Annotated in this window: 13 protein-coding genes; 7 read left to right on the top strand and 6 right to left on the bottom strand. The window is 40.4% G+C overall.

Annotated features, from left to right (window positions below):
• Positions 1-1,073 precede the first annotated feature (1,073 nt).
• From CLV94_RS14345 to CLV94_RS14335, 3 genes are all read left to right on the top strand, one after another.
• Entirely contained in the window at positions 1,074-1,640 is a 567-nt protein-coding gene (locus CLV94_RS14345) for a YdcF family protein (RefSeq protein WP_121377186.1), read from the top strand.
• A gap of 4 nt (positions 1,641-1,644) precedes the next feature.
• Positions 1,645-2,763 (top strand): GyrI-like domain-containing protein, encoded by a 1,119-nt coding sequence (locus CLV94_RS17245; RefSeq protein WP_121377185.1) that lies wholly within the window; start codon positions 1,645-1,647, stop codon positions 2,761-2,763.
• 105 nt (positions 2,764-2,868) lie between these two features.
• Entirely contained in the window at positions 2,869-3,051 is a 183-nt protein-coding gene (locus tag CLV94_RS14335) for a CAL67264 family membrane protein (protein WP_121377184.1), read from the top strand.
• A 46-nt stretch (positions 3,052-3,097) separates the two neighbouring features.
• Here CLV94_RS14335 and CLV94_RS14330 read toward each other — a convergent pair whose 3' ends face one another.
• Positions 3,098-4,093 carry an AraC family transcriptional regulator gene (locus CLV94_RS14330; protein ID WP_170148809.1) on the bottom strand — a complete coding sequence of 332 codons (996 nt, stop codon included), beginning with the start codon at positions 4,091-4,093 and terminating at the stop codon, positions 3,098-3,100.
• Positions 4,094-4,211: 118 nt separating this feature from the next.
• Here CLV94_RS14330 and CLV94_RS14325 point away from each other — a divergent pair, with 118 nt between their 5' ends.
• Entirely contained in the window at positions 4,212-4,940 is a 729-nt protein-coding gene (locus CLV94_RS14325; RefSeq protein WP_121377182.1) for a siderophore-interacting protein, read from the top strand.
• 16 nt (positions 4,941-4,956) lie between these two features.
• On the opposite strand, the gene CLV94_RS14320 is transcribed toward CLV94_RS14325, so the two are convergent.
• Together CLV94_RS14320 and CLV94_RS14315 are read right to left on the bottom strand one after the other, a co-directional pair.
• On the bottom strand, positions 4,957-5,283 hold the full coding sequence (locus tag CLV94_RS14320; protein ID WP_121377181.1) for a DMT family transporter: 327 nt from the start codon (positions 5,281-5,283) through the stop codon (positions 4,957-4,959).
• A 101-nt stretch (positions 5,284-5,384) separates the two neighbouring features.
• Entirely contained in the window at positions 5,385-5,948 is a 564-nt protein-coding gene (locus CLV94_RS14315) for a Crp/Fnr family transcriptional regulator (protein WP_121377180.1), read from the bottom strand.
• A 173-nt stretch (positions 5,949-6,121) separates the two neighbouring features.
• Between CLV94_RS14315 and CLV94_RS14310 the strand changes: the two genes are divergently transcribed.
• The 3 genes from CLV94_RS14310 (at position 6,122) to CLV94_RS14300 (ending at position 10,990) form a co-directional block, all read left to right on the top strand.
• Entirely contained in the window at positions 6,122-6,847 is a 726-nt protein-coding gene (locus CLV94_RS14310) for a hypothetical protein (RefSeq protein WP_121377179.1), read from the top strand.
• Positions 6,848-7,017: 170 nt separating this feature from the next.
• A complete protein-coding gene (ettA, locus tag CLV94_RS14305; RefSeq protein ID WP_121377178.1) occupies positions 7,018-8,712 on the top strand; it encodes an energy-dependent translational throttle protein EttA in 1,695 nt (564 codons plus the stop codon).
• 70 nt (positions 8,713-8,782) lie between these two features.
• Positions 8,783-10,990 (top strand): ATP-binding protein, encoded by a 2,208-nt coding sequence (locus CLV94_RS14300; protein WP_121377177.1) that lies wholly within the window; start codon positions 8,783-8,785, stop codon positions 10,988-10,990.
• 1 nt (position 10,991) lies between these two features.
• On the opposite strand, the gene CLV94_RS14295 is transcribed toward CLV94_RS14300, so the two are convergent.
• The 3 genes from CLV94_RS14295 to CLV94_RS14285 form a co-directional block, all read right to left on the bottom strand.
• Positions 10,992-11,822: an endonuclease/exonuclease/phosphatase family protein gene (locus tag CLV94_RS14295; protein ID WP_121377176.1), complete on the bottom strand. Its 831-nt coding sequence runs from the start codon at positions 11,820-11,822 to the stop codon at positions 10,992-10,994.
• A 50-nt stretch (positions 11,823-11,872) separates the two neighbouring features.
• Positions 11,873-13,123, bottom strand: coding sequence for a DEAD/DEAH box helicase (locus CLV94_RS14290; RefSeq protein ID WP_121377175.1), 1,251 nt, complete (start codon positions 13,121-13,123; stop codon positions 11,873-11,875).
• Positions 13,124-13,286: 163 nt separating this feature from the next.
• Positions 13,287-16,376, bottom strand: a complete 3,090-nt coding sequence (locus tag CLV94_RS14285; RefSeq protein WP_121377174.1) for an efflux RND transporter permease subunit — start codon at positions 16,374-16,376, stop codon at positions 13,287-13,289.

Raw genomic sequence — 16,376 nt, 5'->3', positions numbered from 1 at the left:
AGTATAAATTGATTAAAGTAAACAAGCACCACAGCAGTGCTATAAGTTGGGTATTTTTATAGTGTAAATAAATAAACCATAAAGACGTGCGTACAAAGTCACTTCCTTATGGCGTTAGGTTTTTAAAATCTCAAATTTTTATATCCTAAGAATATAAATGTTGTGCTAAAAAATAGGAGGCCCTCCTTGCTAAATCTGTATAACGTAATAATTTTCACTGAATAAAACTATGATGATAAATTTTCATGAAATTATTGGAGAGCGCGCCTTATTTTTTAATAGCAAAGTGTCTCTAAAAAAAGTATAGCCGATGAACTAGATCCCCTAAATCTGTAAACTCATATGAACTAAAAACCATAATTACCTTTTAACAAGAGACACCTTTTTCTTTCATAGCATTTTTATTGTTAGCTGAATTAGGTGTTTTCATATTTTTAAAAGTGCTTCCCTTTGCGTAATTCACAAAAAAACTAAACCATGAAGAAAGAAGAAGCACTTTTTTTATTTTGCCTTAATCGTAAAAAAGAAAGCTGTTCATCATTTTTTAAAAGATATATTTTGCTGTTAATCAATATAATCCAATCTGTATGAAAAAAATTACGAGCCAGCCTTCTTGATTTTGAGTTAGGATCCTTTACTTATAATAAAATCTTAAGAACGTTGTGCTTACTTTTTTAAAGTGCCTCTTTTGGCTTATTTTGTATTAACTAAACCGTGTCATATCATGAAGAAAATAACGCGAGGCACCTTGTTGTAAAAAAAGTATTTAGAATTTAATTAATTCCGTAAATCAATTGCACCAACAATTTAACAACCCAAAGATTGTTTTTTGCTGCTAATGCTACAATATGAAAATAGTAAACGGGGCCTATGAATGAGAATTTGATAGGATTGACCGATAATTGCATTTTCAATAGAGGTACTCAAACCTGAATTAGGACCTAGGAATTGCTTAATCAGATTTTCCGGCCTGCTTTTTTACTTAAAAAGAAGATAATTTGTGCAGCATGATTTATATTTGGTAGTGTCAATCATAGACCTCCAACAGCTATTTAAGTTAATAGACAACTTGCATGAATATTAAAAAAATTCTAAAAATAACAATCGCCCTTCTTTTTATAGGGTTCTGCATCCATATCGTCTATACCATAATTGATGGGAGGAAAGACGAAGGAAAATCAGCCGATATGGCGGTAGTATTAGGAACAACCGTAAACACAGACGGTACCTTGTCAGAACGTTTAGAAAAGCGATTAGAATGCGGACTGAAACTCTATCAAGACAAGCGCGTGAAAAAGATTATCGTCAGCGGTGGCTTCGGAAAAGAAGGCTTTTTTGAGGGCGACAAGATGAAGGAATATCTGGTAGGAAAAGGAGTGCCCGATTCTTTGGTTATCGTAGACAATAAAGGAAATAATACGACAGCAACCGTAGCAAATGTTATCCGCCTGAAAGACAGCCTGCACTATGATAGCTTGATTGTGGTGTCGCAATATTTTCACCTCACGCGAACCAAGATGCTTTTTAAGAAAGAAGGATTAGAGAATGTGAGCAGCGCAAGCCCGAGGTATTTTGAATACCGAGATTTTTATTCCTTGTTAAGGGAGTTTTTTGCGTATTATTACGATCGATTATTTTAGTACTATGGAACCTATTATAAAAAACCTTCCGCCAACCCAATTGGTCGGCATGCGCCTAAAGATGTCTTTGTCTGATAACAAGACATTTCTGCTCTGGAATTCTTTTATGCCAAGACGTAAGGAAATCAAGAACAGCATAAGTACCGACTTGTATTCGATGCAGGTCTATGACGCTTCGTATTTTGACAATTTCAGTCTCGATGCCGAATTCACCAAATGGGCGGCCGTAGCAGTAAACGATTCAGCAAACATCCCTGAAGGAATGGAAACCTATGGGCTCAAAGGCGGCGACTATGCCGTTTTTATGCACAAGGGCGGACCCGCAGAAGGAGCAAAAGTATTTGACTATATCTTCCAGACATGGCTTCCTGCCTCAGACTATGTGTTAGACCAGCGGGAGCATTTTGAATTGTTAGGGTCTAAATACAAAAACAACGATCCCGAGTCGGAAGAAGAAATCTGGATTCCGGTCAAGCTAAAAAAAGAACTGATAGACAAGACAAAAATTGCAGTAGGCTTATTCGACAAGCTTGCCGAATCGTACCAGACTAGATGCATGGATGTGAGCTTGTATAGCGATTCATTTAACCGATTCTGCGACAGCATCGCCAAGCAAGATGCGGCCCTATTAGAGCTAGCCTGTGGGCCCGGCAACGTAACAAAGTACCTGCTTGATAAACGTCCTGATTTTAAGATACTAGGAACCGATCTGGCTCCCAGGATGCTTGAACTCGCCAAAGCCAACAATCCAACAGCGGTCTTTGAATTGATGGACTGCAAGGACCTAGGAAAGGTTTCTGAAATCTATGACGGTATCGTCTGCGCTTTCTGCCTGCCGTATCTTTCAAAAGAAGAAACAGCCAAGCTGCTGCAAGATGCCTATAAAGTATTGGCATCCGATGGCGTGCTGTTCCTGAGCACGATGGAAGACGATTACGAAAAATCGGGATGGGAAAAGGCAAGCAACGGCGAAGAGGTTTTTATGCATTACCATAAAGCCGAATTTCTGGTTGCCGAATTGAAGTACAACGGCTTTATAGTTATTGACCAGCAACGCAAGATTACTGAAGGAAGGGATGGCGCGCCCGTAACCGACCTGCTGCTGATTGCCCGAAAGGCATAACCGTTTAGCAACCTAAATTCTTAAAATTTAGATTCTTCTGGGCAATGACAATAATTTTACAGATATTTGCACTCTGCAATTTAAAATAAATAAACAAAAATATTTATGGGAATGAACAAGAACACCATTCTGGGCTGGGCAACTTTTGTTATGGTTCTGATGGGACTGCTGCTAATCGGTCTGGGCATATTTCGCTATGACGATGTAGCCGGCTGGGGTTTCGCAGCCGTAGGAATCGGCTTTTTCGCAATCGCTTGGGTTTTCAGCTCGCTGAAAGGCCGCGTATGATACTGGTATAAAAAACGAATCCGCCTTTTAGGCGGATTTTTTTATGCTAATGGGCCAGCTTGCCTGGCGTGATGCCGAATTTGTTCTTAAAAGCAGTCGTAAAATGCTGCACATACTGGTAGCCACAATACGCCGCCACTTCCTTGACCGGCTTGTTCTCTTCCAGCAGCATGCGCTTTGACTGCTGCATCCTGATTTCATGCAAATAGCCGAATACCGTAGTGCCGAAAAGGATCTTAAAGCCTTTCTTGAGCTTGAAGTCGTTAAGGCCCACCTTGCGCGACAGCTCTAACAGTGAGTAGGGGCTGGTGATATTCTGTTCCAGCAGTATCTTGGCATGGTGAATTTTTTCTACATCTTCCTTTCGTATCTTTTCCGAAGGCACTACAGAATGCGTGCTTTCATATTGCTCGATTTGCAGCAAGAAAAGCTCCAATATCTTAGATTCTAAAAACAAGCGTTTTAATACCCCTTTTCGCTGGCATTGGCTGATGTCGGCTAAAAGAAGATTCATCTGCGCCGTGATAGGCATATTCTGCGGACTCAAGGAATTGCTGATTTCCTGCTTGTCGATGCCTTTCAGGAACTTGTCGATGGTCTTGCTTTCGGAATCGGCAAAACGGTTAAAATAATTTTCTGTAAAATGAATCTCGAAAACATCGTTCGGCACTTCCTGCTTGCCGCCTCTGAACTTCCCTTCAAAATTGCTGGAATAGAAGAAATTATGCTGCTGAGGTCCGAAAGAATAATCATATTTAGAGTTAAGCGATTCTACTTCAGCATGTCCTGCAAGCGAAAAATGCATTTCAAAAACAGAATAATCGCTCTTGAAATTCATACACACTTCCTGATGCAACATGCTGCGGCGCTTTAAGGCATGAACGCCGTCGAACCAGATTTCTGAAATGGCGGCATGTCCGATCTTATTGTCAAACAAATGTGTTTCTTGTTCGATGACATCAGTAATGCCATCATGAGCCGCGTGGAAATCTTTTTCGAAAAGAATTTCGTCGAGGTCGCTGTCATTTATGGTTATTTTCATCGTAATCCGTTTAGCGTAAAACAACATCCGCTTTGCGTAAGCTAAGATAGCTAGGCATTTCGGACATTTGTACAAAGATAGTTATTTAGAATCAATCTAAACAAAATAATTTTTACGAATGGCAACAGTACCAAAATGGTTGGGAGATACGATGGAAGTGGTTTATCAGCGGTTTATGCACGAAATGGTCGTAACCGATGTAGAATACCTAGATGAAAAATTAAAACGAGTACGCTTTGAAGGCGACCTCAGAAAAGTAAAATTTATGCCCGGTTATGTCGTCAAGGTACGCGTGAACGATACCGAGTACCGCCATTATACATTATCGGCGTTTGATACGACAGTCGGATACTGCGAAATAGTCTTCTATCTGCACGGCATGGGACCGGGAAGCAGCTGGGCAGAAGCCTTGCGGATGGGAGACAAGGTCAAGTTGTTAGGGCCTAATGGAAAGCTGCATTATTCTGAAAGCAAAGAGAATCATTTTTTGTTTGGTGACGAAACCTCTTTAGGCTGGATGAAATGCATGGAAGAAGAAGCCGAACGTCGGGAGGAATTTTTCTTCGGTTTTGCAGAACTGGACGAACCGCACCAAGATTGGGCGAGCCGACTCGGGAGCTCTGTGAAAATAGTAGAGAAGTCATCAGACAATCCGGCGCAGCCCGTAATCGATATTCTAAAAGAATGGGAAGAAGATTTTTGGGAAACGGCAGGGAATACTGTCTTTTATCTTACAGGACGTACGAAGTCGATACAAGCCTTCCGTAAATTTCTCTTATCGAAAGGCATCAGCAGCAATCGGATAAAATCAGAACCCTATTGGGCAGAAGGAAAAAGCGGGCTGTAAGAGCCCGCTGTAGTTATTAATGCGAAACGGTTTTCAGGCCGATAATCGAAGCGATCAATGTCGCGATAAAAAAGATTCTCCAGAAGTTGGCAGGATCTTTAAACACGAAAATGCCTAGCAATACGGTTCCTACGGCGCCGATTCCTGTCCACACCGCATAAGCCGTTCCGAGCGGCAGGTTTTGCGTGGCCTTGATCAACAACGACATGCTGATGATGCAGGCAACCAAAAAGCCGCCATACCATGCATACGATTCTGTTCCTGTAGCTTCTTTGGCCTTGCCCAAGCAAAAGGTAAAGGCGACTTCAAATAATCCGGCTATAATAAGTATGATCCAGTTCATAAATGCTATTCTTTTAAAATTTAGGCAAAGGTCGTTTCTTATTGCGAGATCTTTTTTTACAAATGATAAAAAATAAGCGGTAGTAAAAAGCCAGGAGGGGCTTATTTGATCTCGGCCCTGATCCTGCTCAAGCTGACCTGCGTAATGCCCAAATAAGATGCGATATAACCAAGCTGTATTCTCTGTACAAAATCGGGATTGTCTTGGAGCAGTTCCAGATAGCGCTCTTTAGCCGATTTGAATAGCTTGGAGATAAGCCGTTCTTCGGTATGGAGAAGCAGAGTTTCTGCAAATTTTCGTCCCCAATTGGCTATGCTGATATCTTCTAAAAAAAGCTGCTGCAGATCATGGTTCTTGATTTCATATAGTTCGCAGTCTTCTAATAGTTCTACGCATTCATAGCCGGGCTTGTTGTCTACATAGCTTTTCATGGAAACAATAGGGTCGCCTTCTCTGCCAAACCAAAAAGTAATGTCTTTTTCTTCTTTAGGGGCAAAAGCCCTAACGATACCTTTCTTGATAAAATAGACGGAAGTTTCCGTCTTGTCAGCTTCTAAGATGATATGTCCTTTCGGTAGGTTTATTTTGGTGCTATATTGCACTATTTTTTGGCCCGCTTCTTTAGAAAGCGGATGTATGTGGTTCAGTATTTCTAGAATGTCCATTCCGGATAAATGTTTCTGCAAGGTACTTATTTTTCTGCAACGCCAGAAGATGGAATACTTAAGCAGGCAAAGCAGACGTTAATTTTATTGTAAAAGTAAGTGCCTAAATCTATGGATGAAAGAAAAAGCCTATTTTTGAAAGGCTTGCATAACTATTTAAATCTTTCGTATTGATGAAAACTACTTCTTTTATTGCTGTATTTTTATTTGTATTTCAGCTTGGCTTGTGCCAGTCAGAAAAACTGCTTCAAGGAAAGGTTAGTACTGATGGTTTTCCGATTGCAGGTATTGATGTTATCAATCAAACCAACAGCACCCTGACTGTGACGGATGCTTCGGGAAAATTTTCTATCTCGGCAAAAGTCGGCGATGTTCTCATTTTTGCAGGAAAGAATTATACGACTAGGAGGATTTTCCTCAAACAGAAAGATTTTGAAAAGGCCGGCATGGAGGCCGCTTTAAATCAAGAAGCAATACAGCTGGTAGAAGTAGAAATTACAAAAGAGACAGATGATGTAAAACTCGATGCCCCTACTGCTGTGCCGTTGCGGTCTGTGGACAATATACTGAATTCTCCTACCAACACAATGGTCTATAACGGCGCCATAAACCACGGACTTAATTTTGTTGCCATAGGCAAAATGATCGGAAAGCTTTTTAAAGGAAATAAAGACGACAAGGCTGTAGCCAACGTAGACATTAAGGAGTATGTTTCTGATAATTTCAACAAAGATTTTTTTCTCAAAACTTTAAAATTAAAGGAAGAAGAGATTGGTATTTTTCTTGAATTCTGTTATGCCGATCCGAAGGCGACAATTATTGCTAATACTAACAATGTACTAGAAGTAACCGATTTTCTGATTTCAAAAAAAGAGGATTTCAGAAAGTTGAAAAACTAAATTCAGCCTGTTAGCAACTAGAGCGACTTTTTTAGCTTTAGGCAAGATACATTTCCAAAGAAAACAGTAGCGCTATTGATGAATAAACATTTCTAGTTTTGCATTTAAAAGCTATCTTTGTAGTCGGCTTTTAAGCAAATTATGTACAGTGTTTAATAAAATAAATAAAAATGTCAGACGATAAGAAGGTAATTTTTTCGATGCAGAAAGTAAGCAAGACTTACCAAAGCAGCGACAAGCAGGTATTAAAAAACATCTATCTTAGTTTCTTTTATGGAGCGAAGATCGGTATTCTTGGACTTAACGGTTCGGGAAAATCATCCCTATTAAAAATTATTGCAGGTGTTGATAAAAACTACCAAGGTGATGTGGTTTTTGCACCAGGCTATACAGTAGGCTACCTAGAGCAAGAGCCTCAATTGGACGAAAACAAAACTGTGATTGAAATCGTAAGAGAAGGCGTGGCAGAAACCATGGCGGTTTTAGACGAGTTCAACAAAATCAACGACCAATTCGGATTGCCAGAGGTGTACGAAGATGCCGATAAGATGCAGAAACTGATGGACCGTCAAGCCGAGCTTCAAGACAAGATTGATTCTTTAGGTGCTTGGGAAATCGATACCAAACTAGAAATTGCTATGGATGCGCTTCGTACTCCAGAACCAGATACGCCAATTAAGGTGCTTTCTGGAGGAGAGAAAAGACGTGTGGCATTATGCAGACTGTTGTTACAACAACCAGACGTATTATTGCTGGATGAGCCTACCAACCACTTAGATGCTGAATCGGTACTATGGCTAGAGCAGCATTTAGCACAATATTCAGGAACCGTAATTGCCGTAACCCACGACCGTTATTTCTTGGATAACGTAGCAGGCTGGATCTTGGAACTGGATAGAGGAGAAGGTATTCCGTGGAAAGGAAACTATTCTTCTTGGCTAGACCAAAAATCAAGCCGAATGGCTCTTGAAGAAAAAGTAGCTTCAAAAAGAAGAAAGACTTTAGAGCGCGAGTTAGACTGGGTACGCCAAGGAGCAAAAGGCCGTCAGACAAAACAAAAAGCGCGTCTTCAGAATTATGACAAGCTTTTGAACGAAGACCAAAAACAACTGGATGAAAATCTAGAAATCTATATCCCGAACGGGCCTCGTTTGGGAACCAATGTTATTGAAGCAAAAGGCGTTGCAAAAGGCTATGGCGACAAATTGTTGTATGAAGATTTGAACTTTACATTACCTCAAGCTGGAATCGTTGGAATCATCGGACCTAACGGTGCGGGTAAGACGACCATCTTTAGAATGATTATGGGCGAAGAAACGCCAGACAAAGGAGAATTTTCTATCGGTGAAACGGTAAAGATTGCGTATGTAGATCAGGCGCACTCAAACATCGATCCTAACAAATCCATCTGGGAAAATTTCTGCGACGGACAAGAGTTGATCATGATGGGCGGCAAGCAGGTAAATTCAAGAGCCTACTTGAGCCGTTTCAACTTTGGAGGAAGCGACCAAAACAAAAAGGTAAATACGCTTTCTGGAGGAGAAAGAAACCGTCTTCACTTGGCAATGACCTTAAAAGAAGAAGGAAACGTATTGCTTCTGGATGAGCCTACCAACGACTTGGACATCAACACGCTTCGTGCTTTAGAAGAAGGTTTGGAGAATTTTGCGGGCTGTGCGGTAGTTATTTCCCACGACCGTTGGTTCTTAGACAGGATCTGTACGCACATCTTGGCTTTTGAAGGAAATTCTGAAGTCTATTTCTTTGAAGGCAGCTTCTCAGAGTACGAAGAAAACAAGAAGAAACGATTAGGCGGCGATCTGACTCCGAAACGAATCAAATACAAAAAATTGATTAGGAATTAATAAAATAACAAAATCTCGGTATAGACCGAGATTTTTTTTATTTATAGTATATTTGGAGTAAAAATTATCTATGCCCCGAAATAGAATAATTTCATTTGTTCTGGTCCTACTCCTTTATTGCAGCCTGGCTTTTTCGCAAGAAAATATAAAAGATACTAGAACCCGAATTTATGATCTCATCTGTAAAGCCGATGGCTTGCTGACAGACCTGAAATATATGGAATCGCTGCAGGTTTCCAAACAGGCTTTGAATTTGGCATATAAGAACAAGCAATACGATTATGTTGCGATGTCCTACAATACTATTGCGGGCTGCCATGAAGAACTCATGAATACCAATATGGCTTTGGCCTATTATAATAAAGCCCTTATTTATTCTCAAAAGACCCAAAACGATACGATCAAGGACTGGATCCACAACAACATTGGCAATCTCTACAATTTTGCGATAAAAGACTACGACAAGGGAATCTACCATTATAAAAAATCGCTCCAGTATGCCCAAAAAGTAAAAGACACTACAGAAATAATCTTTACAGAAATGAACCTGGCTTGGGCGTATTTCAACAAGAAAGATTTTGTGCAGGGTCTTCCTTATCTAAAGAATGTCGAAAAACATCTTGACAAGTATGGAGATATCGAATCCAAAGTAATCGTAAACAACCTATTCGGGATGTATTACAGCAGTAACGGCAATGCCCGGCTGGCCGATTCGTATTTTAAGCTTGCCATTGATTATGGAATCCGATACAAGCAGCAAAATGCCTTGGCAGACGCTTATGCAGAATATTCAAAGCATCTCTATCAAATCAAGGATTATAAAAATGCCTATATCAATAAAGTACATTATGAAGAGCTGAAAGACGACCTTCACAATCACGAAAAATTAAAAAGCGCTCAGATAGCAGGAATCCAGATCGAGCTTGATGAGTCTAGAAGAAAAATTGATAAGATTGAGCTTGAGAAATATGCCCAGCAAAAGAATCTAAGGAATTCAAAGATTATCGTCATCTTATTTCTTGCCATACTAATCATCCTGCTCTTGCTGCTGTATACTTTTTACAAGAACAGCATCTACAGAAAAAAAGTCAATCAGAAGCTGCTGGAAAGCAATGAAGAGCTAAAGATAGCAAAAGACAAGGCCGAAGAATCGTCTATACTGAAAAGCCAGTTTATTTCTACCGTAACCCACGAGCTACGGACGCCTTTATATGGCGTTATCGGAATCACCAACTTAATTCTTGATGAACATAAGGAACTAGAAAACAGTCCGCACATCAACTCTTTAAAGTTTTCGGCGCGTTACCTTTTATCGCTCGTGAATGACCTGTTGCAAATCCACAAAATAGAAGATAAGAAGATAGTGCTGGAAGAACTTCCGCTGAATGTCTTGGATGAGATCGAAAAAGTGAAAGAAGCCCTTCAGTTTATCGCCATCAAAAACAGGAACAAGGTGATGATTGACGTAGATATCGAAATACCCGAATATTTGATAGGCGATAAGCTGCGTTTGTCTCAGATTTTGGTAAATCTTACAAGCAACGCCTTGAAATTTACGCAAAACGGAGTCATAAAATTAGCCGCCGCGTTGGAGAAAAAAGAAGGAAATACCTATTACATAAAATTTGAGATTGTCGACAATGGATGCGGTATTGCAGTCGAAAATCAGAACAAGATATTTGAGAAATTTGTACAGATTGACAGAAAAGAAGGAGATTACCAAGGAACCGGCCTTGGACTTTCTATCGTAAAACGTCTTTTAGAGCTTCTTGGAAGCAGTATTCGTCTAGAGAGCAAGGAAGGCGAAGGAACCACTGTCACGTTTACGATTCCTTTCGAATATGATGCGAACGCTACAAAAACGTATATCGAAAACATTGATGTCGATACGACAAATGTTTCTTCGTATAAGATTCTTGTTGTAGAAGACAACAAAATCAATCAGATGGTGACTAAGAAAATTATCGAAAAGAACAACTACAAATGCTTTGTTGTCGATGATGGTTATGCGGCCCTGAACATTCTCGAAAAAGAAACATTTGACGTTATCTTGATGGACATCAACATGCCTGTCATCAACGGATTTGAAACAACCCGAATGATTCGCGACAAAGGAATAGACATACCTATAATCGCCCTTACGGCTTTTGATAAAGATGAAATTACCGACGAAGCAAAGCTGTCAGGAATGAACGACATCCTAATCAAGCCTTTTGAACCTTTGCGTTTATTCCAGATTATCAATAGCCAGATCGCAAAATACTCAACGCAGCACTAGCTTATTTGAAATTTATCTCTGCGTAAATAGGCAAGTGGTCCGATGGATAACGGCAGTCTTTAGAATCGCTTAAGGTGGCGAATTTGACAACTTCCATCGTATTTCTATTGATAAAAATATAATCGATTCGTGTCGTTACAGGCTTATTAAATTCAAAAGCATTAAAAGTACCTTCAGGTCCGAAAACAATTCCCCTGCATACTTTTTGGGCATCGTCCAGCTCTTTCTTGATAAGCTGTAGCGGAAGCGTTTCTGCTTCTAAATTAAAGTCTCCTGTCAAGACCACAGGAAGGTTGTCCTTGTTTATTTTTCGGATTTTTTCTAAAATCAGTTTTGAGCTTTCGGCTCTGGCAATATCCCCGACATGGTCAAAATGCGTATTGAAAACCCAAAGTTTCTTTTTGGTCTTTTTGTTTTGGAACAAGCCATACGTACATACTCTGTTGTAAGCCGCATCCCATCCTTTTGACGGCTTTTCTGGTGTTTCAGACAGCCAAAATGTATTTTCTTCCAACAGCTTAAACTTGTCCGAATTATAAAAAATAGCGCTGTGTTCTCCTTTCGATTTTCCGTCGTCGCGCCCTTTTCCAATAAAGCCATATCCAGTGAGCGTACTGTCGATATAACTCATCTGCTGAGGTAATGCTTCCTGTACTCCCATAAAATCAGGCATGTAGAACTTTATCTGATCGGTCATGAATTCTTTTCGCTTCGACCATTGGTTCTCGCCGTCACTCTGGGTATCCAGCCGAATATTGTAGCTCATCACTTTAAGATCTTGTGAAAATAATGCCTGTGCGGCCAGTAAGAATAGGAAGTAAAAAGATTTCATACGTCAGGGGGGGATTTTTAGGTATACAAATTTAAAACAAAAAACGTTGGTTAGTACCAGCGTTTTTTATTCTTTTTTGAAGCATCCGATTTTCTCGAATTATTTTCTTTAGCCTTGTTTTTATTTCTCAAGTCCGGTTTTGCATTTGGATCAGGAACGGTATCTTTCCAAGGGTAAGGATGGTCATTGATAGTCTTTACGTTGACTTTAATTAGGCGCTGAATGTCTTTCCAGTAGCCTTCTTCATCTTTAGAGCAGAAAGAGATGGCAATACCTCCATTTCCGGCACGGCCTGTTCTTCCAATTCGATGCACGTAAGTTTCAGGAATATTAGGAAGGTCAAAGTTTATGATATACGGCAGTTTGTCGATGTCGATTCCCCTTGCGGCAATATCCGTTGCTACTAAAACACCAACTTCTTTGCTTTTAAAGCTGTCCAATACACGCTGTCTGGCATTCTGTGATTTGTCACCGTGGATGGCTTCAGCAGCGATCCCTTGCTTTCTTAAAGCTTTGACAACATTGTCTGCTCCGTGTTTGGTTCTTGAAAAAACCAAAACATCATAAATATTTTCGTTCTTGATCAGATGATACAAAAGCTGTCGTTTGTCTTCCTTGTTTACAAAATAAACACGCTGCTCTACAGTTTCTGCAGTTGATGATACAGGAGAAACAGAAACATATTCGGGCTTGTTCAGGAATGTTTCGGCCAGTTCTCTGATCGCCATAGGCATAGTAGCAGAAAACAAAAGCGTCTGTCTGTTTTTTGGCGTAAGTTTTACAATCTTTTTGACATCATTGATAAAACCCATGTCCAGCATCTGGTCGGCTTCGTCTAACACTAGCGTATGCAGATGGTCAAGATCAATAAAGCCTTGCTTGTGCAGGTCTAATAATCGTCCTGGCGTGGCAATCAAAATATCGACGCCTTTTTTCAAGATATCTACTTGAGGTACTTGCGAAACGCCTCCAAAGATGGTCAGCTGTACGAGGTTGGTATATTTTGCATACGCTTCAAAGCTTTGGCCGATTTGTACGGCAAGCTCGCGCGTAGGAGTGACAACCAAAGTCCTGATTTGTTTTGCTTTTTTTGACGAGCCAACAATGCGGTGAATATGATGAATAATAGGAATTGCGAATGCGCCTGTTTTTCCAGTACCAGTCTGAGCACAGCCTACAAGATCGTTTCCTGCTAAAATAATCGGAATTGATTTTTCTTGTATCGGTGTTGCTTCCAAATAGCCGATTTCAAAAACGGCTCTCTGTATACTTTTGGAAAGTGATAAATCTTCAAATAACATAAAAGGTAATTTAAGTCTTTGCAGTAATTGCAAATACGGTGCAAAGATAGTTTTTATTATTTAATAGATTTCGTTTGCTTTTTTGCAATAATTAAAAGAAAAAAGCCCCATATCTATGGAGCTTTGATCACTATTAACCAATATAAAACAAACCAACATGCAACTACTCATGTTTTTTTCTATAGGCATTATAAAATACCTGTGGCAAGACGGTCAGGGAGAAAATCATGCAGAAAAGCAGTCCGCCGACAATCATAATGGCCAAAGGTTTCTGGATTTCAGAACCCATCCCAGATGAAAGCGCTGCAGGCAATAGACCCATAGAACCCATCAGCGCAATCATCACGATGGGACGAATTCTGCTGTAAACTCCTTCTGAAATGGCTTTTCGCAACGGCATTTTTGCCCGTAAGTTTTCTTTCATGACCGCAATCAATATAATTCCATTAATCGTATTTACTCCGAAAAGGATAATAAAACCGATACCTGCCGAGATGCCAAAGATGGTTCCCGTCATCCAAAGCGAGAGGAAACCTCCGGCAAAAGCATACGGAATAGTGCTTGTCGCAATCAACGTGTCTTTCATGTTTCCGAAGTTGAAATACAATAAGAACAAGATAAACAGCAATACCACAGGAACGATAATCGCCAGCTGTTTAGAAGCACGTTCCTTGCTTTCGAATTCGCCTGCCCATTTCATCGTGTTTTCTTTCGGAAGTTTTACTTCTGCGGCTACTTTTTTCTGCGCTTCGGCAATCGTGCTTCCCAAATCGCGTCCTTCAATACTGAAGCCGATGGCGATATAACGGCTGTTCCCTTCCCTATAAATAAAAGTCGGACCGGTTTGGTAGCTGACTGTCGCAATTTCTCGAAGCGGTACTTTTTTGCCGTCCATCGTCGGAATCAGAATGTTTTCGATTTTCTCTTTAGAATCTCTGTATTCTTTTTCAAAACGGATTCGGACATCAAACATTCGTTCGTTTTCATAAAAAGTCGTTGCGGCTTGTCCGCCAATAGTCATGGCAATTACAGCTTGTGCATCGGCTGTCGTTACGGCATAGCGTGCCATTTTTGAATCGTGCAGTTGAATACGAAGCTCTGGTAAACCGATGTTTTTGTAGACATTTACGTCTTCGATACCTTTTACAGGAGCGATCGATTTAGCGACTTTGTTGGCATATTCTTCGAGTTTGAACAAGTCATCGCCAAATATCTTGATAACCAACGGACTTTTTACGCCGGCAACATATTCTTCTACATTGTCTTGAATCGGTTGGCTAAAGCCGAAGTTAATTCCGGGATATTCTTCTAGCTTTTCCTTGATTTCTGTAATCAGCTGTTCTTTTGAGATTTTTCGTTTCCATTCGTCCTGATGCTTTAATTCCATGTGGAATTCGATATTGAAGAAGCCTGTCGGATCGGTTCCATCATTTGGCCTTCCGGTTTGGGAAAGAATGAATTTTACTTCGTCAAACTTTTGGAGCTTGGTTTTCATTTCTTTCGTAAGACGGACCGATTCGTCCAGATTAATGCTATTCGGCAGTGTTGCTCGGATATAAATAGCGCCTTCATTCAGCTTTGGAATAAATTCTGATCCGTAGAACATAAACCGTCCAAAGCAGACCGCAAGCAATAGGATAAAGCCATATACGGTAGCTTTTCGATGCCTTTCACTCCATAAGAACATTTTGTACAGATTGTTTCGGAAGAATCTGGAGATCCTATTTTCTTTTTCGACAATGTTTTTTGTCAATAAGACTTTACACATGGCAGGAACATATGTCAAGCTCAAGATCAGGGACCCGACCAAAGCATAACCCAAGGTAAATGCTAATGGCGAGAACATTTTTCCTTCTACTTTTTGGAAAGAGAAAATAGGAAGAAGGGCAACAATCAGGATAATCAAGGCAAAGAAAATATAAGTAGCAACGCTTCCTACACTTTTCTTGATAAGTCCCATTTTTGACATGTTGTTAAAACGTTTCATGCCGACCTTATGTGCTTTCTTTTCGAGCGAGACAAAGACCTGTTCGACGATGACGAGTGTTCCTTCTAGCAACAAACCAAAGTCAAGTGCTCCCATAGAAATCAGGTTGGCAGGAAGTCCTTGGATACGCAACATGATAATCGCAAACAAAAACGAAAGCGGAATTACAGAAGCAACGATTACCGTTGTACGCCAATTGTACATGAAAATGAAAACAATCAGCGAGACCAATAAGACGCCTTCGATCAGGTTTTTAGTAACGGTATGAACGGTCGTGTTGACCAATTCGGTGCGGTCAATAAAAGGTTCAATGGTTACACCTTTTGGCAGAATTCTTTCGTTTAATTCATCGATTCTAGTACGCAGATTTTCAATAACTTCACTTGGATTTTCGCCACGAAGCATGACAACGATTCCCTCTACCAAATCATCACTATTGTCTAGACCAACTTGCCCTAATCTGGGCTTGGCTCCAATTTTTACTTCGGCAACGTGTTTGACAAGAACCGGCGTGGAGCCTTTTACTTCGATCAATATGTTTCCAATATCTTCAATATTATCGAGCAGACCGACACCTCGAACCACATACGCTTGGTCACCTCGCTGAATGACATCGCCGCCCACATTGATATTGCTTTTTGAAACGGCTTCATAGACGTCTAAGGGCGATAGATTGTAGTTGACCAACTCTGTCGGGTTGATTTTTATTTCATAGATTTTTTCTTCGCCACCAAAACTTACGACGTTTGCTACGCCAGGAACTGAAACCAATTCGCGTTCGATAACCCAGTCTTGTATTGCGGTCAGTTCTTTTATTGGCAAGTCGCCTTTTACTACGTATCTGAAAATTTCGCCTGTTGCGCCATACGGCGGATCAATTTCGGCATCAGCACCTTCGGGAAGACTTACGCTCGCCATTCGGTTAGAAGCATATTGCTGGGCATAAAAATCTTCTACGTCTTCATCAAAAAGAACGGTTACGACAGACAAACCGAAGAGCGAAATCGAGCGCACTTCTGCTTTCTTCGGAATCGTGTTCATCTGTTTTGAAATCGGGAGCGTGATGAATTTTTCTACTTCTTCAGCGCTTCGTCCAGGCCATTGCGTAATAATTCGGGCTCTCGTATTCGTCACGTCAGGAAACGCTTCGATAGGAGTGTGCATATAGCTTATGATTCCTCCCGCGAACAGCAATGCGGTGGCAAAGAAGACGATGAGCGAATTTTTAAGCGAGAAGGCTACTATATTTTGTACAAGCTTTTGCAT

Origin of the sequence: Flavobacterium endophyticum (genome assembly GCF_003634455.1) — a bacterium.
Taxonomy (GTDB): Bacteria; Bacteroidota; Bacteroidia; order Flavobacteriales; family Flavobacteriaceae; genus Flavobacterium; species Flavobacterium endophyticum.
The sequence above is the reverse complement of the archived record's forward strand: the minus strand, read 5'-3'. Positions and strand labels throughout refer to the sequence as shown.